General features: G+C 65.8%; 19 protein-coding genes. 11 read left to right on the forward strand and 8 right to left on the reverse strand.

From position 1 onward, the window contains the following. Positions 1-236 precede the first annotated feature (236 nt). The 4 genes from LQD00_RS10840 to LQD00_RS10855 all read right to left on the reverse strand — a co-directional run bounded on the left by LQD00_RS10840 (position 237) and on the right by LQD00_RS10855 (position 2,710). Entirely contained in the window at positions 237-839 is a 603-nt protein-coding gene (locus LQD00_RS10840) for a TetR/AcrR family transcriptional regulator (protein ID WP_232717145.1), read from the reverse strand. After that, positions 836-1,156, reverse strand: coding sequence for a rubredoxin reductase (locus tag LQD00_RS10845; protein WP_232717148.1), 321 nt, complete (start codon positions 1,154-1,156; stop codon positions 836-838). The genes LQD00_RS10840 and LQD00_RS10845 overlap by 4 nt, the downstream gene beginning before the upstream one ends. 167 nt (positions 1,157-1,323) lie before the next feature. Next, positions 1,324-1,923 carry a hypothetical protein gene (locus LQD00_RS10850; RefSeq protein WP_232717150.1) on the reverse strand — a complete coding sequence of 200 codons (600 nt, stop codon included), beginning with the start codon at positions 1,921-1,923 and terminating at the stop codon, positions 1,324-1,326. A 232-nt stretch (positions 1,924-2,155) separates the two neighbouring features. Further along, positions 2,156-2,710 (reverse strand): TetR/AcrR family transcriptional regulator, encoded by a 555-nt coding sequence (locus tag LQD00_RS10855; protein ID WP_232717151.1) that lies wholly within the window; start codon positions 2,708-2,710, stop codon positions 2,156-2,158. 125 nt (positions 2,711-2,835) lie between these two features. On the opposite strand from LQD00_RS10855, the gene LQD00_RS10860 reads away from it, so the two are divergent. Together LQD00_RS10860 and LQD00_RS10865 are read left to right on the forward strand one after the other, a co-directional pair. Beyond that, positions 2,836-3,888 carry an ABC transporter permease gene (locus LQD00_RS10860; protein WP_232717153.1) on the forward strand — a complete coding sequence of 351 codons (1,053 nt, stop codon included), beginning with the start codon at positions 2,836-2,838 and terminating at the stop codon, positions 3,886-3,888. Positions 3,889-3,949: 61 nt separating this feature from the next. Continuing rightward, positions 3,950-4,906, forward strand: coding sequence for a DUF1214 domain-containing protein (locus tag LQD00_RS10865; RefSeq protein WP_232717155.1), 957 nt, complete (start codon positions 3,950-3,952; stop codon positions 4,904-4,906). A gap of 259 nt (positions 4,907-5,165) precedes the next feature. Here the strand turns inward: LQD00_RS10865 and LQD00_RS10870 are convergent, their stop codons facing one another. After that, on the reverse strand, positions 5,166-6,758 hold the full coding sequence (locus LQD00_RS10870) for an HNH endonuclease signature motif containing protein (RefSeq protein ID WP_232717157.1): 1,593 nt from the start codon (positions 6,756-6,758) through the stop codon (positions 5,166-5,168). Between the two features lie 225 nt (positions 6,759-6,983). Between LQD00_RS10870 and LQD00_RS10875 the strand changes: the two genes are divergently transcribed. Further along, the gene (locus LQD00_RS10875; protein ID WP_232717158.1) at positions 6,984-7,961 is read left to right on the forward strand and encodes a glycoside hydrolase family 43 protein; all 978 of its coding nucleotides are present in this window, start codon (positions 6,984-6,986) and stop codon (positions 7,959-7,961) included. 32 nt (positions 7,962-7,993) lie between these two features. On the opposite strand, the gene LQD00_RS10880 is transcribed toward LQD00_RS10875, so the two are convergent. The 3 genes from LQD00_RS10880 to LQD00_RS10890 are packed head-to-tail and all read right to left on the reverse strand — an operon-like array spanning position 7,994 to position 11,526. Further along, on the reverse strand, positions 7,994-9,547 hold the full coding sequence (locus LQD00_RS10880) for an AMP-binding protein (RefSeq protein ID WP_232717160.1): 1,554 nt from the start codon (positions 9,545-9,547) through the stop codon (positions 7,994-7,996). Positions 9,548-9,562: 15 nt separating this feature from the next. Then, positions 9,563-10,690, reverse strand: a complete 1,128-nt coding sequence (locus LQD00_RS10885) for a DUF5938 domain-containing protein (protein WP_232717162.1) — start codon at positions 10,688-10,690, stop codon at positions 9,563-9,565. A 44-nt stretch (positions 10,691-10,734) separates the two neighbouring features. After that, positions 10,735-11,526, reverse strand: coding sequence for an SDR family NAD(P)-dependent oxidoreductase (locus LQD00_RS10890; RefSeq protein WP_232717164.1), 792 nt, complete (start codon positions 11,524-11,526; stop codon positions 10,735-10,737). Positions 11,527-11,700: 174 nt separating this feature from the next. Here LQD00_RS10890 and LQD00_RS10895 point away from each other — a divergent pair, with 174 nt between their 5' ends. The 8 genes from LQD00_RS10895 (at position 11,701) to LQD00_RS10930 (ending at position 19,902) form a co-directional block, all read left to right on the forward strand. Continuing rightward, on the forward strand, positions 11,701-12,354 hold the full coding sequence (locus LQD00_RS10895; protein WP_232717166.1) for a TetR/AcrR family transcriptional regulator: 654 nt from the start codon (positions 11,701-11,703) through the stop codon (positions 12,352-12,354). A 113-nt stretch (positions 12,355-12,467) separates the two neighbouring features. Next, positions 12,468-12,761 carry a hypothetical protein gene (locus LQD00_RS10900; protein ID WP_232717168.1) on the forward strand — a complete coding sequence of 98 codons (294 nt, stop codon included), beginning with the start codon at positions 12,468-12,470 and terminating at the stop codon, positions 12,759-12,761. Further along, positions 12,758-13,582, forward strand: coding sequence for a hypothetical protein (locus LQD00_RS10905; RefSeq protein WP_232717170.1), 825 nt, complete (start codon positions 12,758-12,760; stop codon positions 13,580-13,582). The genes LQD00_RS10900 and LQD00_RS10905 overlap by 4 nt, the downstream gene beginning before the upstream one ends. Positions 13,583-13,640: 58 nt before the next feature. Beyond that, positions 13,641-15,584, forward strand: a complete 1,944-nt coding sequence (locus LQD00_RS10910; RefSeq protein WP_232717171.1) for a fumarate reductase/succinate dehydrogenase flavoprotein subunit — start codon at positions 13,641-13,643, stop codon at positions 15,582-15,584. 1 nt (position 15,585) lies between these two features. Further along, positions 15,586-16,332, forward strand: a complete 747-nt coding sequence (locus LQD00_RS10915) for a succinate dehydrogenase/fumarate reductase iron-sulfur subunit (protein WP_232717173.1) — start codon at positions 15,586-15,588, stop codon at positions 16,330-16,332. A 245-nt stretch (positions 16,333-16,577) separates the two neighbouring features. Further along, on the forward strand, positions 16,578-17,522 hold the full coding sequence (locus tag LQD00_RS10920; RefSeq protein WP_232717175.1) for a WcbI family polysaccharide biosynthesis putative acetyltransferase: 945 nt from the start codon (positions 16,578-16,580) through the stop codon (positions 17,520-17,522). Further along, positions 17,519-18,529 (forward strand): glycosyltransferase family protein, encoded by a 1,011-nt coding sequence (locus LQD00_RS10925; RefSeq protein ID WP_308195957.1) that lies wholly within the window; start codon positions 17,519-17,521, stop codon positions 18,527-18,529. Before LQD00_RS10920 ends, LQD00_RS10925 begins: the two co-directional genes overlap by 4 nt. Further along, positions 18,526-19,902 carry a glycosyltransferase gene (locus LQD00_RS10930; protein WP_232717178.1) on the forward strand — a complete coding sequence of 459 codons (1,377 nt, stop codon included), beginning with the start codon at positions 18,526-18,528 and terminating at the stop codon, positions 19,900-19,902. The genes LQD00_RS10925 and LQD00_RS10930 overlap by 4 nt, the downstream gene beginning before the upstream one ends. Positions 19,903-19,912: the final 10 nt, after the last annotated feature.

Below are 19,912 nucleotides of genomic sequence, written 5' to 3' on the forward strand. Positions count from 1 at the left end.
CGATGACGAGGCCTCGATCATCGCCGAGAACGAGCTCGTCGACCCGGAGGACGCGAGCACCCCGCKGGTCGAACGGGTCTACCGCAGTGTGCTCCGGCGGGGATCCGGAAAACGTCTGGCGCGCTTGACTTCCACGCGCTGAAATCCGCGCCAGCGACCGGTCACCACCGCTCCCTGAGGTGTGAGGAGCGCCAGCGACGAGCCACGAAGGGCTGGTGACGCGTTGCAGGCCCAGCTCAGTCCCGGATTCGCGCAGCTTCGATGGCCGGGGCGATGATCTCGGCGAGGTCGGCCGCGACGTCGCGATCGCCCTCCGGAGGCATCGCGACGAAGCTCAGCGCCATGCGGGTGATCGCGTGCGAGATGCGCTCGATGTCGGATTCCGGCATCGACAACCAGGTCGCCTCGCGGAACGCCTGCGACAAGCGGTCGCTCGCGGTGGCGATGATCGGCGCCACGTCGGTCGTGATGAGCTTCAACAGATCCGGTTTGGCCTCGCCGGACAGCAGCGAAGCAATCAGGGGATCAGTGGCCACGCCGGTGAAGTACTCGGTGAAAGCGGTGCGCAGCGCGCCGGTGACATCGCCGGCGTGGTCGGCGAGAGACTCGGCGACATGACCCGCGAAGCGGTTCGCCAACCGGACCGCATATCCCTGTGCCAGGCCATATCTCGACCCGAACTCGTTGTAGACGGTCTGCCGACTGACGCCGGTGGCGGCGGCGACGTCCGACATGCGGATCGCCGACCAGTCTCGCTCGGTCAGGAGGTCGTGCAACCCGTCGAGCAACGAGTTGCGCAGCAGCGACTCGCTGTCCTGCGCGTGATTGCGTGTCGTCATCCTGCCGCGCCGACCGGCTCCAGCGCGTTCGAGATCTCGGCGCGCAGCGGACGTCCGGTACCGCCGCCCACGTCGCTCCTGGTGTCGACGTCCACGTCGAAGTGCGCGGCCATCGCCGGCTGCCCGTCCATCCGGGTGTTGCGGTTGTACTGCATCGACCACGCGAGCGAGACGCGCGGGAGTGGGGTCGCGGGAGCGAGTCCGAGGTCGGTGGCGATGGTCATGGCCACCAGTTTGCCGTGCTCGATGGAGGTGAGCCACCGCCCGGCACCTATCGGCTCACCGGGACTTTCGTCGCCGCGCCGGACCCCGATCACGACAATGGACGTTGTCTATACAAAAGTTCCTGTTTGTAAAGTACTCTTCTGCAAAGAAGATCCCTCGCGCGTTTCTGTCGGGGGAGGGCGCGAGGGATCTTCCTGGGGGAACTCCGGGGCGGCGGGGGAAAGGGCCGCGTCCGGAATCGAGGGGAGCTACCCCTCTGTCATGGGGTGTTGATCCAGTTCAGGATCGACTGTGCGGTGGCGGGATCGCCGTTGCTGATGCCGATCGCCGCGCCGATGGCGGCGCCGACTCCGGCGCCCCAGATGCAACCGACGATGACAAGGCAGCCGATGATCAGGCCGGCGAGCGCACCGATCGCGGTGGTCACGTTGCCGCCGCGATTCCAACCGTTGTTGATGTGCCAGATCATCTGCTGATACGCGCGATCCTTTTTCGCCGACGCGGGACGGACGCCCGCCGCGATCGCGGCGCGGGCCTCCGGCGTGAGGATCGGGGTGAAGGTCGCCTGGGTGCGATCGGCGCTGACCTGCGTGCGCAGCGGCACCGTCGCCCCGTTGAGGGGCAGGGTCAGGGCGACGCGCTCGAGAGTCCGGCCGTTCAGGTCGACGACCTGCAGCTCGCTCCCGGCGGATACGAAGGTCGCGTTCCGCAGGGTCGACGTAATGGAGGTGCCGTCCGCGGAGGCGATCGACAGGTGTGAGGGCGCAGCTGGTGCCGGCGCTCCATGGGCAGTGCCGAACGAGATCGTGAGCACGGCAATGGCCAGCGCGGTGATGCCGAGCAGGCGGAAACGCTTCATCGGTCGCTCTCCACTTCGTCGTCTGCGTGTGGTCGGTGCCGTCGCCGCGATGACCACACCCGGCCGCCTGGCGACGTCCGAGCGCTATGTCGGGTTCGAGCGGTGTGATTCTCGCACCGTCGCGAGCGACCGTGGGTCGTGTCCGGATTCATTGGTATGAACGGATGACGCCAGGCTGTGGGCAGTGTCTGTGCGTGAGAAGCGTCGCGGGACGGCCTCAGCGCAAGGCGGGTCAGTCGTCGGCCGACGGACGCATACCCGCCAACATGATGGACACGAGGCGCGGTACGAGGTTCGGGGTCGCTGCCGCGACGGCGTCGGGCTGAGGGCGCGTGATGAGGCCGATGCCGACGATCAGCTCGAGTGCGTCGAGGTCGTCGCGGACCAATCCTGCGTTCTTGGCCGAACTGAGCAGTTCGTCGACGCGGGCCAAGGTCTGGGCCTGGGTGGTGCGAACCGCAGCGGTCACGTACTCGGCCAGCGCCGCCGACAGGGCGCCGAGATCCAGATCGACGAGCCGGTTCACGAACGTCGTCCACGCTGTGTCGGGTGTGGTGGTGATGTCGGTGAGACCCTCGTCGGCGGCGCGCCCGATGTCGTTCAGGATTGCGAGCGCCACTTCGTCTGCGAGCGCATGCCGGGACTCGAAGTTCCGGTAGAGGGTGGCGATTCCCACCCCGGCACCCTCCGCGACGGTCTCGAGTGCGACACCGCCGCCCAGTGCCGCGAACAGTCGACGGGCCTCTTTGACGATCGCCTGACGACGCCGTGCTGCATCCGCTCGCATGCCCACGTCCTCTCGAGCCGTTGACTCGTCCATCACATCGGTGTTGACAGCCCCAGTTTAACCGGAGGATTATCATCCACTATAAACGGAGGAAAAGCATCCGGTTTAGATCTGGAGGACGTGCGATGACATCCACGGAGTTGGGAACCACGGCGAATGAGGAGAAGGCGGCGTCGGGAAAGAAGACGCCGCCGCCCGTGGTGATGCTGGCGGGTCTGACCGCCGGCTTGGGCGCCATCCTCATCCTGCTGCTGATGGTGTTCATCCTGCCGTCACTGAAGAGTGGTGCCCACGATCTGCGGGTCGGCGTGGTCGGTTCGCCGGCTGCGGTCGGTTCGTTCGAGCGGAGCCTGGCCACGGCTGCTCCCGATGCGTACGAGCCCCAGCGCTACGACTCGGAGGCCGCGCTGCGGGACGCGATCGAACACCGTGAGGTGGTCGGCGGCTTCGTGATCGACGAGGCGGGTGTCCACACCCTGGTTGCCGGCGCAGGCTCGGCGTCGATCAGTGGGAGCCTCACCGGTACCGCGCAGGCGGTCGGGCAGGCGACAGGGGAGAAGGTGACGGTCGAAGACGTGGTCCCGCTGCCCGAGGCCGACCCGACCGGCATCGGCATCGGTGGTCTCGCGTTCCCGCTCGTCTTCGGCGGCATCGTGCCGGTCGTCGCGTTCCGGAAGATCTTCCCGCGTGGCAACGGCTGGTACCTGACCGGTCTGATCACCTTCTCGGTCGTCGGTGGCGTCATCGTCGCGTCCATGCTCACCTTCGGGTTCGGCAGCATCGACACGGGACTGTGGTCGACGGAGTTCTGGGCGGTCGCCGGTTCCATCGCGCTCGGTGTCGCCGCCCTGGCCATCCCGCTGGCGGGCCTGCAGAACGCGTTCGGCGCCAAGGGTTTCACCATCGGTGCGATGGTCATGATGTTCCTCGGCAATCCGCTGGCCGGTATCGCCGGCTCGGCCGCGTGGCTGCCGTCCGGGCTGGGCACCGTCGGACAGATCCTGCCCCCGGGTGCTGCCGGAACCCTGGTCCGTTCGGCCGCCTACTTCGGCGGTGCAGGCGGTCTCACCGCGGGACTGACACTGGCCACGTGGATCGTCGTCGGTCTGGTGCTGTTCGTCACGGGTGCGCGACGTGCCGCCGTGTCGGCAGCCGAGGCCGTCGAGATCGGCAGCTAGGCTTCGAATCCATATCGGGGCGTCGAGTATCGAGCGCCCAACTGATCGAGGGAGACAGAGCATGTCGGGCCATGTCAACGTGGACAATTTCGTTCGGGCGGAGACGCACCGGATGTTTGCCGACATCCAACTGGCCGCCGGCGGGGTGGGGAAGTTCCGCCACAACCGGGAACCCGCCTCGATCGACGAGCAGACGGTGATCCGGCTCAACCGCGACACCCTCTACAGCTTCGCCGTCGTCGACCTCGCCGAACCGGCCGCCCTCACACTGCCCGACGCAGGCGAACGATATGTGTCCGCGATGGTCGTGAACGAGGACCACTACGTCGGCGGCGTTCTGCACGCCGTGGGTGAGCACACGCTGACGCAGGAACAGTACGGATCGAGGTATGTCCTCGTCGCGGTGCGGATTCTGGTCGATCCGACGAATGCTGCCGACGTCGCCGCGGTCGGTGAGTTGCAGGATCGGACGACGATCGCCTCGGCGTCGTCGGAACCGTTCGTTTCTCCCGACTACGACACCGCGAGCCTCGACGCGACCCGCAACGCGCTGTTGGAGTTGGCCAAGGGACTCGACTCGTTCGACCGAACCTTCGGCGCCCGCGATGACGTCGACCCGGTCCGACACCTGATCGGGTGCGCCGCGGGTTGGGGTGGTCTCCCTACCTCGGAGGCGACCTATGTCGGCGTCGACCCGGCCACCGGCCCAGGACATTACGAACTGGTCTTCGCCGACGTCCCGGTCGATGCCTTCTGGTCGGTGTCGGTCTACAACGCGGCCGGGTTCTTCGAGCCCAACGAGGAGAATCTGTACACGGTCAACAGCGTCACCGGCGTTCGCAACGACGATGGTTCGATCACCGTCCGGTTCATCCCGGACACCTCGGGCGACGTCCCGCCGAACGCGATCGTGACTCCGGAGGGCTGGAACTACCTCATCCGCTTCTATCGCCCCCGCCCCGAGATCCTCGACGGCACGTGGACTCCGCCGGTGTTGAAGGCGGTTGCTCAGTCCTGAGGTCGACTGCAGATTCGTATGACGTTGTGCCCGGATTCCGGGCACAACGTCATACGATCCTAAGAGTGGTTGCGCGCGTAGCCCTCTCGCCCGCTGAGGTGCAAGGAGTGATAGCGACGGGCCGTCCTCGCTACCTGAGGTGCAGGGAGTGATAGCGACGGGCCGTCCTCGCTACCTGAGGTGCAGGGAGTGATAGCGACGGGCCGTCCTCGCTCCCTGAGGTGCGAGCGCAGCGAGCCTCGAAGGGCCGGCGACGCTCCTATCCTGAGTGCCCGTACGCGTGGTCGAGAAGTGCTGAGGCGACTACGAGTTCGACGGGTGTGGCGTCACGGAGGTCGATGACTTCACGCAGGTGGAGGCGTGGGGTATCGCCGGACTCTTCTGGTCCGTGAATTTCGGTGCGCACTTGTTGGAGGTGTTCGGTGAATCGGCGGGGTATGTCGGGTCGCCGGTTGATGCGTTCGGGGTTGGGTGGTGCGCCGGGTTCGGCGTTGAGTCGCCATGCGCAGCGGCCTTCGTCGGGTCCTTCGCGCACCATGCGGGTGGTGTAGTCGCCGGGTTGGTTACTGACCATGCGGTTGTGTTTTGGGCAAGCGGGTGCGAGGTCGGTGATGTCGGTGAGTCCACCTGCTGCCCAATCGAGTTGGGCGTGATGCATCTCGACGTGTGCGGCGGCAAGGCCGCAGCCGGGGGTGGAGCAGTTCTCGCCGTCGGGTCGGGCGAAGGAGGCGAGGCGTTGTTCGCGGGTGGCGAGGCGTTTGCCGCGGCCGAAGTAGAGCGGGACGGCGGTGGCGTCTTTGAACACCGCCAACCAAGGCTGAGCATTGGCGGCCATGTTGATGAGCTCGGGGATGGGGATCAGGGTGCCGGTGGCGGTGGTGGCGAGCCCGGCTTCGCGTTGGAGGTCGGTGAGGTCGGCTTTGATGATCAGCTGGGTCGGCAACCCGCGGTGACTCTTACCCAGGAGGCCGTCGTCGAAGACGGCTTTGAGGAGTGCGTTGACGGCGTCGTGGTTGAGCTGGGCGGGGGTGCGGTCGTCGCGTTCGGCCGCAGCAGCCACCGCGTCGGGGTCGGCGTCTTCGATCGATCCGTGTGGGGAGTCGGGGTCGTCGGGGTTGTTCATGCCGGGTTTGGCCCAGACGGCGAGCAGCATCGTGACCCGGGCAAGGAGTTCGGGGGTGAGGTTGGCGGTCATTCTGGCGGTGCCGTCGACACGTTGGCGGTGAACCGACAGATTCCGTCGGCGTGTGCGGTCGGTGTCGTCGGCGAGTGTGCCGTCGGGATCGAGGTGAGCCAGCAGGCGTGCACCGAGGGCGGTGATGTCGGCGGGGGTGTGGTCGATGGCGATTTCGGCCATTTGTCGTTCGGCGGCGACTTTGATGTCGTGGTCGACGGCGTGGGGGATCTGGTCGAGGACGTCGAGAACGGCGTGCACGTGGGCGGTTCCGACGCGACCGTCGGCGAACGCCTCGGCCAGGGCCGGATGTGTGGGTTCGAGAGCTTGGCCGGTGGTGAAGTCGGGGTAGGTCGCGGTGGCCCGGGTTTGTTTGAGCCGCTTACCCGGGTAGGCCATGCGCAGTCGGAACTTCATGTAGTCGATCACGCTGCGGTAGCCGAACTTACGCGGCAGGTCGCGTTGGTCGGCTTCCACGATCTGTTGGTTGCCGGTGTAGGTGAGTCGGGCGACGGCTCGTTCGATATGAACACCGGCATCGTCGACCTCGGCATCGGACAGTCCGGTGAAACCTGCATTCTGCAGCTTGTCCACGATCGTGTCGAGTTCGTCGAGTAGTGCGGGCATCCGGGCAGGGGAGGTCTCGTCGACATCGCCGCTCGATTCGATATTGGTCATGACGGTCACCCCCCCCGGATCTCGCTGTACGAATATACGTTCGAATGTACACCCAATACTGCTGCCACGCAGAAGTTTTCGGCACCGCTGTGGAGGCCGAGGATTGTCGGTGGCGTCGTGTAATGGGCCGCTTTCGACGATGGGTGCCCGGTGGGAAAAGAGCATCGGCGTCGGTTATCGGGCATTTGCATGCGTGCAGCAGTGTCTTTCGCGGATACTGCTCCAATGTTGTTGCCCCGGCGAATCCTCGCTACCCGGACCAGGATAGGCACCCTCGCTGTCGCGGTTCTCGCGTTGTCGGCGTTACTGGTCGCGACTCCGGGTACTGCCGACGCGGCGAGCTGGCGTTACACGATGGTCGGGTTCTCCAACACCAGCGCCCGCCATATGGACGTGTACCAGTCCTCGGACGCGACCCGGTTCAAAGCCCTCCGATTCGGGGCGTATCGACCACCGTCCGGCCTGGTGCGTGATCCGAGCATCTACCGCAGCGCCGACGGCTGGTACTACGTCACCTACACCACCGGTTCGACGACGATCGGCTTTGCGCGGAGTCGCGACCGCGTCAACTGGAACTTCATGCACAACTACCCGGTGCCGCTGTGCTGCGCTTTCCTGCCCGGCACCGGCGACGGTTCGGGCTCGTCGGCCGGTTCACTGAGCTTCGGATCGGCCGGTTCCAGTGACGGGCCGTCGTTGTCGCCGTTCACCACCAAGGCCTGGGCCCCGGAATGGTTCGTCGAGGGCGGTCGGGTGCACGTGATCCTGTCGATGTCGACCGGTGGCGGGTTCGTGCCGTACCTGATGACCGCGCTCGAGCCGGGGCTCCGGCTGTGGAGTCCGCCCGTGCCGATTCTCGGTCTCCGTGCCGACCGCATCGACACCACGATCGTCAAGGTGGGCGGGACCTACCACGCCTTCACCAAGAACGAGACCAAGAAGGTCATCGAGCATGCGGTATCCGGGTCGCTGCTGGGGCCGTACCGATTCGTCCGGCCGGGGCCGTGGGGCCGCCTGGTCGAGGGCTCGGCCGTGGTGAAACTGCCGAATGGGAACTGGCGTCTCTACCTCGACGCCTACCGGGACCGGCGGTACTTCTACTCCGACAGCCGGGACGGCCTCTGGTCGTGGACGCCGTTGAAGGAGCTACCCGGACTGTCCGGGTCCGTGCGGCACTTCGGCGTTATCCGTGAGCCGGTCTAGGGCTGTCGAGCAGCTCTCGGTCCGGCCGGTGGTCAGGCGCCTTCCGACAACTGCGACTTCACCTCGGGTTTGAGCACCTTCCCGACCTTCGACCGCGGGAGATCCGGCCAGACGTGCACCACCTTGGGTGTCTTGACGCTGCCGATGCGGGCCTTGACGAAGGCGATCACTTCCTGAGGGTCGACGGCCTGCCCGGCGCGAGCTTGGACGACTGCCTCGACCCGCTCTCCCCACTTCTCGTCCGGGCGGCCGATGACCGCGCAGTCCTGGATGTCGGGGTGCGCCAGCAGCGCCTGTTCGACCTCTACCGAATACACGTTGAAGCCGCCGGTGATGATCATGTCCTTGGCGCGGTCGACGATGAACAGGAAGCCGTCGTCGTCGAGGTAGCCGATGTCGCCGGTGTGGTGCCAGCCGAACTTCGACGCCTCGGCTGTGGCCTCCGCGTTCTGGTAGTAGCCAGGCGTGACCAGCGACGACCGGATGACGATCTCGCCTCGTTCGCCGCGGGGCAGGTGGTTGCCGTTGGTGTCCATGATGGCGAGGGTGACCAGGGGTGTCGGTCGTCCCGCCGACGAGAGTCGTTCGGTCGCAACCGAACCGTCCTGGCGGAAGTGATCGGCCGGGGACATCGTGGACACCATCATCGGTGCCTCGGTCTGCCCGAAGAGTTGCGCCATCACCGGTCCGATGCGGGTCAGGGCCTCCTCCAGCCGTGCCGGTGACATCGGCGCGGCGCCGTACCAGAAACATTGCAGCGCAGAGCAGTCCGTGTGCTCGAGCGACGGGGAGGCGAGCACCATGTACAGCAGGGTGGGTGGCAGGAAGGTGTGTGTCACCCGGTGTCGCTCCAGAAGTGACAAGAAATCCTCGACATCGGGCTTTCGCATGATGACGATCTCGCCGCCCAGGCACAGGATCGGGAAACACAGGACGCCGGCCGCGTGGGTGAGGGGAGCCAACGCCAGATAGACGGGACGACCGTCGAACGGATAGCTCATCAACGTCAGCGACGTCATCGTCTCCAGGTTGACCCCGGTGAGCATCACGCCTTTCGGAGTGCCGGTGGTGCCTCCGGTGCCCGCGATCATCGCCAGGTCGTCGACCGCGGCCACCGGGACACCGCCCCCGGAAACGGGTTCGCCTGCGGTGTCGATGAATTCCGTCCACGACAACGTGTCCGACGCCGGAGCGTCGTCGTCGAAGCACACCCACGTGTGGATTCGAGGCAGCGTGTCGCGGATGGACTCCACGAGCGGCTCGAACGACTTCTGATAAAGCAGGGCCACGCAGTCGAATCTGTCGAGCAGCGTGCGGTTCTCGGCCGCCTCGTTGCGCGGGTTGATCGGACACCAGACCGCACCCGCACGGCTGATGCCGAACACCGAACCGAACGCCGTCGGATCGTTCGCGGACAGGACGGCGACCTTGTCGCCGGGGCCGACGCCGCGTCGTGCCAGGGCGGACGCGACCAGCCGCGACAGATCGACCACCTCCGCGTATGTCAACGACACCCCGTCGGTGGTGAAGCAGGGCGCCGACGGGTCGAGCGACGCGCCCTTGTCGAGGAAGTCTGCGATCTGCATGCCGACCCCGCGTGCCTACGCGTTGATGGTGGTGATCGGATCCTGCACGAAGCCGAAAGCCTTGAGTACGCCGAACAGTTCGCGGTGACCGAAGGCCTGGCATCCGGAAGCCAATCCGGTGGCCAGCGGAGCCTTCTGGATCAGCGAATACGCCGCATACGCCTGCAGGAGTCCCGTCTGCTTGTAGTTGCAGTTGCCGTAGATGACCGTGTGCGCCCGCCCGAGCGGACCGGTCGCGTGCACCGAATCCACCGACCGGTTGATGCGCGTGTACTCGCGGGGCGGCATCTCGCTCATGACCGATGCCGCGACCTCCTGCAGTGCGACCAGGCGTTCGTCGGGCGCCATGTCCTTGGTGGCTTCCAGGGCGCCCGCGACGATCTGCGGGACGCCCTCCATCAACGGCTTGTTGAAGACGCCGCCGAGTGCGCGGACATTGGCCACGCGCGGATCGCGTCTGAACCACACCGGGTGCGACGTTCCGCCCCACGGAAGGGCAAGTGCGAGTTCGTGTTGCCCCGGGATCGCGAGGGTGTAGAGGCCCGCTTCCGGATCCCATTCGACGTAGTTGTTCTGTTCGAGGTAGTACGCCTTCGCCATCGCCGCGTTGACGAGGATGGTCTGCGTCGACGCGATCGTCGGGCTTCCACCCCAGAACACCGCGATGTCGAGGGTGTCCAGACCCGGTGTCTCCAAGCAGATCTGAGCGGCAATCTCGCCGGTCGTGTACATCTGGGCCAACCCGGGACACAGAAGCAGGCCGGCCGCGGCGAAGTCCGCGCCGTACTTCTCGTCCAGACTGATGAGCCAGTCCTGCTCGCCGGTTGTGTCCAGGTAGTGGACGCCGGCGGCAAGACAAGCCTGCACGACCACATGGCCGTAGGTCGAGAACGGTCCGACGGTGTTGCAGACCACCGAGGCGCCCCGGAACAGCTCGGTGAGAGCCTCCACGGTGTGCTCCACCTCGGCGATCTCGAAATCGGCGGTCTCGATACCCGGCACGTGCGCGGCCATCGCGTCGTCGAGTTTGGTCTTGCTACGCCCGGCGGCGAGGAACGGGACGTTGTATTCGCGCAGGTACTCACAGATGAGGCGGCCGGTGTATCCGGAGGCGCCGTAGACGATGGCGGGCTTGGCGGGCATGGGCGAGACCTTTCTGGGGGAGTGGATGGTTGGCCGGAAACGGACTACATGCCCATCCCGCCGTCCACCGGGAGTCCGGCTCCGGTGATGAACTTCGCGGCGTCGGAGGCGAGGAAGACGACCGCATCGGCCATGTCGTCGACCTGTCCGAGGCGTCCGCCCGGGGTGAGTTCGACGACCCCTGCCACTGCGGCCTCGGGGGATTCGAACAGACCGAGCTCGGCGACATCGTTGGCCAACCCTGCGCCCATCGCGGTCGGGACGAGTCCCGGGTAGATGCAGTTCACGCGCACGCCGTAGCCGAGCTTGCCCGACTCCATCGCGGCGACGCGGGTGAGTCGGTCGACGGCGGACTTGGTCGCCGAATAGACCGCAATGCCCGGGAAGGCGATGGTCGCGGCGACCGATGCGACGTTGATGATGGCGCCACCCTGACCGGCCGAACCGTCGGGGCGCATCGCCCGCAGCCCGTGTTTGATCCCGAGGGTGGTGCCGAGAATGTTGACGTCGAGCATCTTCCTGATCGCGTCGGGCTCGACGTCGACGAGCAGGCTGGTGATCTCGATGCCGGCGTTGTTCACGAGGATGTCCAGGCCGCCGATGGATGAGACGGTCGCGTCGATCGCCGACGCCCAGTTGGCGTCGTCGGTGACATCGAGTCGGGTGAACCCATGGTCTGCACCGAGTGATGCAGCGACGTCTTTCCCGGCGTCGGAGACGTCGGCGATCATCACCGTCGCACCCGCCGCCGCCAGCGCGCGTGCCATTCCTTCGCCGAGTCCTTGGGCACCGCCGGTGACGAGTGCCTTCCGGCCGGACAGGTCGATCGAGGTCATTCGGGCTCCTTCGCGATGGGTCTCACTACGGATGTGATGGGTATCACTCGACGGACTCAGCGTGCCGCTGCCCTTGACAGTTGTCAAGAGAAATTTGGACACTTGTCAAAACTGCGTTGGTTAAGGTCAACGGCGTGGCGTTTGCTGTGAGGCCGAGTGGAGGGGGTGTTGGGGATGACTGATCCCGCCGTCCCGGGACCGGGCGTGGTTTCGCCCAAGCGCATCAGTCATGTCGACAAGTTCGAGAAGCGTCGCGGTGAACTCGCCGACGCGACCCTCGTGACCCTCGGTGAGCTGGGGTACGCCCGCACGAGCCTGCGTGAGATAGCCCAGAAGACCGAGTTCACCCACGGTCTGCTGCACTACTACTTCGCGGACAAGGTCGAGCTCATCACCTTCGGGGTGCGTCGATACAAGGAGAAGTGCGTCCGTCGATACGACGATGCGATCGCGCCGGCGACCACGCCCGAAGAACTCGCGGAGGCATTCGCCGGGGCGATGGCGGCGACCCTCGTCGGCGAAGCCCCGATGCATCGGCTCTGGTATGACCTGCGCACACAATCGATGTTCGAGGAAGCCTTGCGCGACACCGTGATCGACCTCGACCGCCAGCTCGAGGCGATGATCTGGCGGGTTGTCCTCGCCTACTCGGAACTCGTGGGTCGCGCTCCGGTGGTCACCGAATTCGGTGCGTACACACGATTCGACGGGCTCTTCGAGAACTGTCTGGTGAGGTACTGCGCCGGCGGCGAGGCGATACCGGAGACCCTCCGGGCTCAGGCGAAGGAACTGCTGGCCACGACGGTCGCGCGGGCCGACGACAGCTGATCGGTGTCCACGGCCTCGGTTTCTCGTCGCGCGACACGTTCGACGAAAAGCGTTGACGATCCATACTCGGGCGGTACTGTGTGGAACATCACATAGTGGCCGGAGGGATCGCCATGATAAACGCAGAGATCAACGCAATCCATCACAGCATCCAGGCGCTGCGCCATCAGTTGGTGACCCTGAAGGCTCGCTACGGTGACGCCGACAGTGTCCGCCGAATGGTCAACGACCTCGATCGACTCGACATCGATCTGCACGACTTCGAGCAGAATCCGCCGAAGTTGAAGCCGCAGCAGAAGCCGGGGCAGGACCGGGTCTATGTGCCGGACAGCAAGTCCGACGAGTCGGCGTGGCTCGGTGCCCAGGACGAAGGGCTCGGGTTCCACTCGCGTGAGCGGACGAAGTGAGCGCGCCCGCGGCTGAGCGGGATTCACTCGGGGTCTTCTCCCCGAGACGGGCGCGCCTGACGGCGCGCACTCTCCGGACGGACCGATGGTGGCTGTCGCCGTTGCTGACGGTGATCGGTCTCGCGGCGTTCGTCATCTATGCGACCGTGCGGTCGTTCATCCGGAGCGCCTACTACGTTGCGGACTATCACTACCTGACGCCGTTCTACTCGCCGTGTCTGAGCGAGTCGTGCGTCCCCGGGTCGAGCCATTTCGGCACGCCGTTCCCGGAACTCCCGATGTGGATTCCGTTGGCGTTTCTCACATTGCCCTTTCTGCTCGGGTTCCGGTTGACCTGCTACTACTACCGCAAGGCCTACTACCGGTCGGTCTGGCTTTCGCCGCCGGCATGTGCGGTCGCCGAGCCCCACACGAAATACACGGGTGAGACTCGCCTGCCGCTGATCATCCAGAACTCGCACCGGTACTTCTTCTATGCGGCCGTGATCATCTCGGTGATCAACACCTACGACGTCATCGTCTCGTTCCACGCCAAGGACGGCGGTTTCGGCCTGGGACTGGGCAACGTGATCCTCGTGGTCAACGTGGTCCTGCTCTGGATCTACACCGTGTCCTGCCATTCGTGTCGGCACGTGACCGGCGGCCGGCTCAAGCATTTCTCGAAACATCCCGTGCGGTACTGGATCTGGACCCAGGTCTCCAAGCTGAACACCCGGCACATGCAATTCGCCTGGATCACGCTCGGCACACTCGTGCTCACCGATTTCTACATCATGCTGGTGGCCAGTAGCACGATCTCGGATCTGAGGTTCGTGGGTTGATCGATTGAGGGCGCAACGCCTGTTGTGCAACCGTTTTCAACGTTGGGAGTCGCGCTAGATGACCGAGCCGGAACGCTACAAGTACGACGTCGTGGTGATCGGTGCGGGTGGTGCCGGCCTGCGGGCGGTCATCGAGGCCCGCGAGAAGGGTTACTCGGTCGCGGTCGTGTGCAAGTCGCTGTTCGGCAAGGCGCACACTGTGATGGCCGAGGGCGGATGTGCGGCGTCGATGGGCAACGCGAACGCGAAGGACAACTGGGCGACCCACTTCCAGGACACGATGCGTGGCGGTAAGTTCCTGAACAACTGGCGCATGGCCGAACTGCATGCCAAGGAAGCACCCGACCGGGTGTGGGAACTGGAAACCTACGGGGCGCTGTTCGACCGGACAGCCGATGGTCGGATCGCCCAGCGCAACTTCGGCGGCCACACCTATCCGCGCCTCGCCCACGTCGGCGACCGGACCGGGCTCGAACTCATCCGGACCATGCAGCAGAAGATCGTGTCGCTCCAGCAGGAGGATTTTGCGGCCACCGGCGACTACGAGTCCCGGATCAAGGTGTTCGCCGAATGCACCATCACCGAGTTGCTCAAGGACGGCGACGCCATCGCGGGTGCGTTCGGGTACTGGCGTGAGTCGGGCCGGTTCATCGTGTTCGAGGCACCTGCGGTCGTTGTCGCCACCGGCGGTATCGGTAAGTCGTTCAAGGTCACATCGAATTCCTGGGAGTACACCGGTGACGGGCACGCGCTCGCACTACGCGCCGGCGCGAGCCTGATCAACATGGAGTTCGTCCAGTTCCACCCGACCGGGATGGTGTGGCCGCCCAGCGTGAAGGGCATTCTCGTCACCGAGGGCGTCCGCGGTGACGGCGGCGTCCTCAAGAACACCGACGGCAAGCGGTTCATGTTCGACTACATCCCGCCGGTGTTCAAAGGCCAGTACGCGGAGACGGAGAAGGAAGCCGACGAGTGGCTCGCCGACAACGACTCTGCCCGCCGCACACCGGATCTGCTCCCTCGCGACGAGGTCGCCCGCGCGATCAACGAGGAGGTCAAGGCCGGCCGCGGCACCGAGCACGGTGGCGTCTACCTCGACATCGCGTCCCGTATGCCGGCCGAGGAGATCATCCGGCGCCTGCCGTCGATGCATCACCAGTTCAAAGAGCTCGCCGACGTGGACATCACGAAGGAACCGATGGAGGTCGGTCCGACCTGCCATTACGTGATGGGTGGGATCGAAGTCGACCCCGACACCGCGGCGTCGCGGGTGCCCGGCCTGTTCGCCGCGGGCGAGTGTTCCGGCGGTATGCACGGGTCGAACCGGCTCGGCGGCAACTCGTTGTCCGACCTGCTGGTGTTCGGTCGACGAGCCGGGCTCGGCGCGGCGTCGTATGTCGAGTCGCTGGGCAATCGGCCCGAGATCGCGCAGGACGACATCGACCGGGCGGCGAAATATGCACTCTCGCCGTTCGATCCGCCTGCCGACGGCAAGCCGGAGAACCCCTACACGCTGCACATGGACCTGCAGCAGGCGATGAACGACCTGGTCGGCATCATCCGCAAGGAAGCGGAGATGCAGGAGGCACTCCGCGTGCTCTCCGACCTCCGCAACCGCCTCGGCGGCATGCAGGTCGAGGGTCACCGGCAGTTCAACCCGGGGTGGCACCTGGCGATCGATCTCCGGAACATGCTGCTGGTCAGCGAATGTGTCGCGAAGGCGGCACTGATGCGCACCGAGAGTCGCGGCGGGCACACCCGAGACGATCATCCGTCGATGGATTCGGCCTGGCGCAACACCCTGCTGGTCTGTACCGCCGACACGAGTACCGACTCCCCGGTACCGGAGGTCGAGGTGGTCAAGGAAGAGCAGGAGCCGATGCGTCCGGAACTGTTGGAGCTCTTCGAGTTCGAGGAGATCGAAAAGTACTACACCGCAGCCGAGATCGCCGGTCATCCCGGCGCCGGAGGCGAGCGAGCCGAGGGACAGTCGGAGGACTGACATGGGGTACGACGCGAAGTTCCGAGTGTGGCGCGGCGACACCGAGAACGGTGGGCTCGAGGACTACACGGTGCAGGCCAACGACGGTGAGGTGGTGCTCGACATCATCCACCGTCTCCAGGCGACCCAGGCGCCCGACCTCGCCGTCCGCTGGAACTGCAAAGCCGGCAAGTGCGGGTCCTGTTCGGCTGAGGTGAACGGTCGTCCGAAGCTGCTCTGTATGACCCGGATGTCGACGTTCACCGAGGACGAGGTCATCACGGTGACCCCGATGCGCACGTTTCCGGTGATCCGCGATCTGGTCACCGACGTCTCGTTCAACTACCAGAAAGCCCGTGAGATCCCGGCCTTCGCCCCGCCACCCGATCTGGGGCCGGGGGAGTACCGGATGAAGCAGGTCGATGTGCAGCGCTCGCAGGAGTTCCGCAAGTGCATCGAGTGCTTCCTCTGCCAGAACACCTGCCATGTCGTCCGTGACCACGAGGAGAACAAGGAAGCTTTCGCAGGCCCCCGCTATCTGATGCGGATCGCCGAGCTCGACATGCACCCCCTCGACACCGCCGAGCGTCGGGATACCGCTCAGAACGAACACGGGCTGGGGTTCTGCAACATCACCAAGTGCTGCTCCGACGTCTGCCCGGAGGACATCAAGATCACCGACAACGCGCTCATCCCCATGAAGGAACGGGTCGTCGACCGTAAGTACGACCCGCTGGTCTGGCTGGGGAACAAACTCTTCCGACGGTAGCGCCCTCCTTCGCGCACCCGGCGATCCTGGGGTCCACTCCCCGACACCGATCGATCGACACTGCCGACGGCTCTCGACGAGCCGTCGCTACCGTCGTGCCTCCGGTGTGACCTGGTCGATGATTCGTCAACGGGTGAAACGGATATACGAGGTGTGTAGGGGTACCGACCAGGGGCCCATCAGGAGGGAGTCGGTACTTCGATGACAGTGAACCACCGCGTTGCCACACGTACTCCAGAGCTCGTATGAGGACGAGTGACGACGTTCCGGTTGACGGTCGGACCCTGCACTACGGCGAGTTCTACGGCGTCACCGATGCTCCGGTGGACGATGACCGAAAGCTTCTCGTCGTCTGGGGAAACTGCCAGGCCGAGGCCTTGCGGATCGTCCTGTCCAGCTCTCCGGATCTTCCGTTCCGTACCGTTCGCGTCCCGCCGGTCCACGAACTCGAGCGTGCTGACGTGGCGCAGGTCGAGGACCTCGTCCGCCGAGCCGCGGTCATCGTCTCCCAGCCGGTGCGTGCCGGGTACCGGGGATTTCCGATCGGTACCTCGGACCTGGCCGAGAGGGCGCCGTCGGCGTCTGTCATCGTCTGGCCGGTCATCCGCTACGGCGGGCTGTTCCCGTTCCAGGTGATCGCCCGACATCCCGCGCAGCCGTCCGCAGTGCCCGCTGCAGTTCCGTACCACGATCTGCGGACGGTCCTCGCGGTGAGAGCCGGTCGCGGCGGCCTCGACGAGTGGGACGTCGACGTGACCGCCGAACGCATCCGGGATGCAGCGCGATGGAGTGTGGACCAGCTCGAAATCCGTGAGCGTCGGCACTGTGACGTCGGGATCTCCGACGTACTGCTCGACCTCGGGGCCGACGCCGCCCACACGATCAATCACCCCGGGAACCGGGTGCTGCTCACCCTTGGCGGCCGAATCCTCGACTCGCTCGGGGCGTCCGCGCCGGTCCCACCCTCACGAGACCTCCTCGGCAACATCCGGGCGCCCCTGGAACAACGCGTGATCGACGCGCTGGGTTTCGACGCGAGTCCGCGGACGTCGTGGGAGGTCGACGGTACGGTGCTGACCGAGGATGACGTCCGCCGTCGCCAGATGCACTGGTACGCCGACCATCCCGAGTTCATCGAAGCAGTACTGGGCCGATACGCCGACCTCATCGAAATCCTGGGCCTGTCATGACGGGACCCATCGGACATCTTCTGGTCGGACCCCGGTCACACGGTGTGGTGCGATATGCGCAATCGGTCTTCGATGCGGTGAAGGCGGAGAACGCGGATCATCGGCTATCGCACACTCACAGAGTCGGTGCCGGTGGCGCAGCGGGACTGGACGAGTGCGCCCTCGTGCACGTGCACGTGACCGATCGCCTTTTCGGGCGCACGCCACGGCGAGCCCGGGAGAACGTGCTCGCCATGATCGCGGCACTGGATCGGCCTGTCTCGGTGACCCTGCATGACCTGCCACAACCCTCGGACGGTCCCGGGATGCAGGCGCGTGCCGACTTCTTCCGCGCGGTGGCGCGGGCCGCGACAGGTGTGATCGTGTCGAGTCACCACGAGGCGTCGCTCTTCGCCGAATACGTCGACGGGACGATCGGCGTCGAGGTCATACCACTGATGTTCGATACTGTCCGCGTGGACAAACCCTCGGACTCAGCGGAATTGACGGTTGGCGTCCTCGGCTACCTGTACCCCGGGAAGGGGCACATGGAGACGCTGCAGGCGATGTCCGATCTCGATCCGTCGATCGGCTTCGTCGCCCTCGGCACCCCGTCACCCGGCCACGAGGACCTGGCCGACGATCTCGGCAAGGTCGCCGCCGACATGGGCAGGCGGTGCACGGTCACCGGGTTCCTGAGCGATGACGAACTGTTTCGGGCATCGACTGCCGTCACGATTCCGGTCGCCTATCACCGGCACATGTCGGCATCCGGTTCGATCAACTCCTGGATCTCCGCCGGACGCCGACCACTGGTTCCGCGCACCGCCTACACCGACGAACTCGCCGCGCGTTCACCGGGTGTGCTGACGATGCACGAGAACAACGACGCCGCTCTGCGGAGTGCCATCGAAAGTGCGTTCGCGAATACCGCGAGCACCTGGATCGATTCGGCGGTGACGCCGTCACCCACGGCCGCCGATGTCGGCCGGGCTCACCAGCGACTGTTCCGGCGGTGGACTGCGTGAAGGCCATCAGGCTCGGCGACGGCCGGACCGTGGTGCCTGACAACCGCTGGGATCTGGTCGGTGAGGCTCCGACGACACCGCTGGTGAGTGTCGTGATTCCGTACTACAACCAACCCCACCAACTCGCGTTGGTCCTCGAGGCATTGACGGCCCAGACCCACCCACCGGATCGTCTGGAGGTGATCGTCGCCGACGATGGCTCGGCGTGCTCGCCGGAGGTGAGTGCGTGGACATCGCGACTCGATCTCACTGTGGTGACGCAGGAGGACAGAGGCTTTCGAGCGGCAGCCGCCCGCAATCTGGGCGTCGCGGCGTCGAGCGGTTCGGTCCTGTGTTTCCTCGACGCGGACACGGTTCCGACACCCGATTACATCCAGCAGGCGATCAGGCTGCCCGCCGCGGCGCCCGATGTACTCGTGGTCGGGCGGCGTAAACACGCCGACCTGAGCCGCGTCGCCCCGGACTCGGTGGCCGAGTGGCTGTCCGATCGACGCCCATTCGAACCCTCGCACAACTGCGAACCCGAATGGCTGGTGGACGCCTACGATCGCACGTCCAATCTTCTGACCCCGGGTTGGGACGGGTACAAGTACCTCATCAGTGCCGTGATGACCTGCAGCCGTGAGTTGTTCGACGACGCCGGGGGATTCGACCCGTCGTTCGTCCATTACGGCGGCGAGGACTGGGAGTTCGCGAACCGGGCCTTCATGATGGGCGCCGTGTTCGCGCACGAACCCGACGCCCTCGCCTGGCACGATGGTCCCGATTGGGCCGAACGTTCGGTGCCCGAACGGATCTCGGAGAAGAACACCGAAGCCCTCGCGCTCGCCCCGCTCATCACCGATCCGGCGGCCCGGACCGACGGGCTGCTGTACTCGATCCCGGACATCGTGGTGCTCGTGTCGACCGCGGGACACACCGCGGCATCGCTGATGCGTACCGTCGCCGGCGCGTTGCGCGGGAGGGACGCTGCTGTCTGGCTTGTCGGCGCCCAGGCCGACTCTCTGCTCACCCGACTGGGCGTTCACGACTCGCGAATCCGGGTCGGTGATCCGGACGCATCGACGCTGACGCGGTGCAGGTTCGTCGTCGAGGTCGCCGGGACCGTGGTCTTCTCCGCCGACTCGCTCGCGCTGCTCACGGCTCAGGTCGGCCCGGGGGATTGCGGCCAGGTGACCGTGGACTTCGACGGATCACCGGCAGCCTCGGTGACGGTCGCGTCGTCGCGTGCGCGGCACCGGGTCCGACGATGGGCGCCGCACACCGATATCGGCGCCGACAAGCTGCTCGACCGGTTGTTCGGGGCCCGGACGGTGCATCACGGCGAGGTCGGGATCGTCGTCGGCGACGACGAACCGGCGTTGTCCTGGTGAGCGTGTTCCG

It is taken from the genome of Gordonia metallireducens, from assembly GCF_021245825.1.
GTDB classification, from domain to species: domain Bacteria; phylum Actinomycetota; class Actinomycetes; order Mycobacteriales; family Mycobacteriaceae; genus Gordonia; species Gordonia namibiensis.

Coding starts and splice junctions, on each gene's coding strand:
- LQD00_RS10840 (WP_232717145.1), bottom strand. CDS start 839: ATGACGACACGCAATCACGCGCAGGACAGCGAGTCGCTGCTGCGCAAC.
- LQD00_RS10850 (WP_232717150.1), bottom strand. CDS start 1,923: ATGAAGCGTTTCCGCCTGCTCGGCATCACCGCGCTGGCCATTGCCGTG.
- LQD00_RS10855 (WP_232717151.1), bottom strand. CDS start 2,710: ATGCGAGCGGATGCAGCACGGCGTCGTCAGGCGATCGTCAAAGAGGCC.
- LQD00_RS10860 (WP_232717153.1), top strand. CDS start 2,836: ATGACATCCACGGAGTTGGGAACCACGGCGAATGAGGAGAAGGCGGCG.
- LQD00_RS10865 (WP_232717155.1), top strand. CDS start 3,950: ATGTCGGGCCATGTCAACGTGGACAATTTCGTTCGGGCGGAGACGCAC.
- LQD00_RS10870 (WP_232717157.1), bottom strand. CDS start 6,758: ATGACCAATATCGAATCGAGCGGCGATGTCGACGAGACCTCCCCTGCC.
- LQD00_RS10875 (WP_232717158.1), top strand. CDS start 6,984: ATGTTGTTGCCCCGGCGAATCCTCGCTACCCGGACCAGGATAGGCACC.
- LQD00_RS10880 (WP_232717160.1), bottom strand. CDS start 9,547: ATGCAGATCGCAGACTTCCTCGACAAGGGCGCGTCGCTCGACCCGTCG.
- LQD00_RS10885 (WP_232717162.1), bottom strand. CDS start 10,690: ATGCCCGCCAAGCCCGCCATCGTCTACGGCGCCTCCGGATACACCGGC.
- LQD00_RS10890 (WP_232717164.1), bottom strand. CDS start 11,526: ATGACCTCGATCGACCTGTCCGGCCGGAAGGCACTCGTCACCGGCGGT.
- LQD00_RS10895 (WP_232717166.1), top strand. CDS start 11,701: ATGACTGATCCCGCCGTCCCGGGACCGGGCGTGGTTTCGCCCAAGCGC.
- LQD00_RS10900 (WP_232717168.1), top strand. CDS start 12,468: ATGATAAACGCAGAGATCAACGCAATCCATCACAGCATCCAGGCGCTG.
- LQD00_RS10910 (WP_232717171.1), top strand. CDS start 13,641: ATGACCGAGCCGGAACGCTACAAGTACGACGTCGTGGTGATCGGTGCG.
- LQD00_RS10915 (WP_232717173.1), top strand. CDS start 15,586: ATGGGGTACGACGCGAAGTTCCGAGTGTGGCGCGGCGACACCGAGAAC.
- LQD00_RS10920 (WP_232717175.1), top strand. CDS start 16,578: ATGAGGACGAGTGACGACGTTCCGGTTGACGGTCGGACCCTGCACTAC.
- LQD00_RS10925 (WP_308195957.1), top strand. CDS start 17,519: ATGACGGGACCCATCGGACATCTTCTGGTCGGACCCCGGTCACACGGT.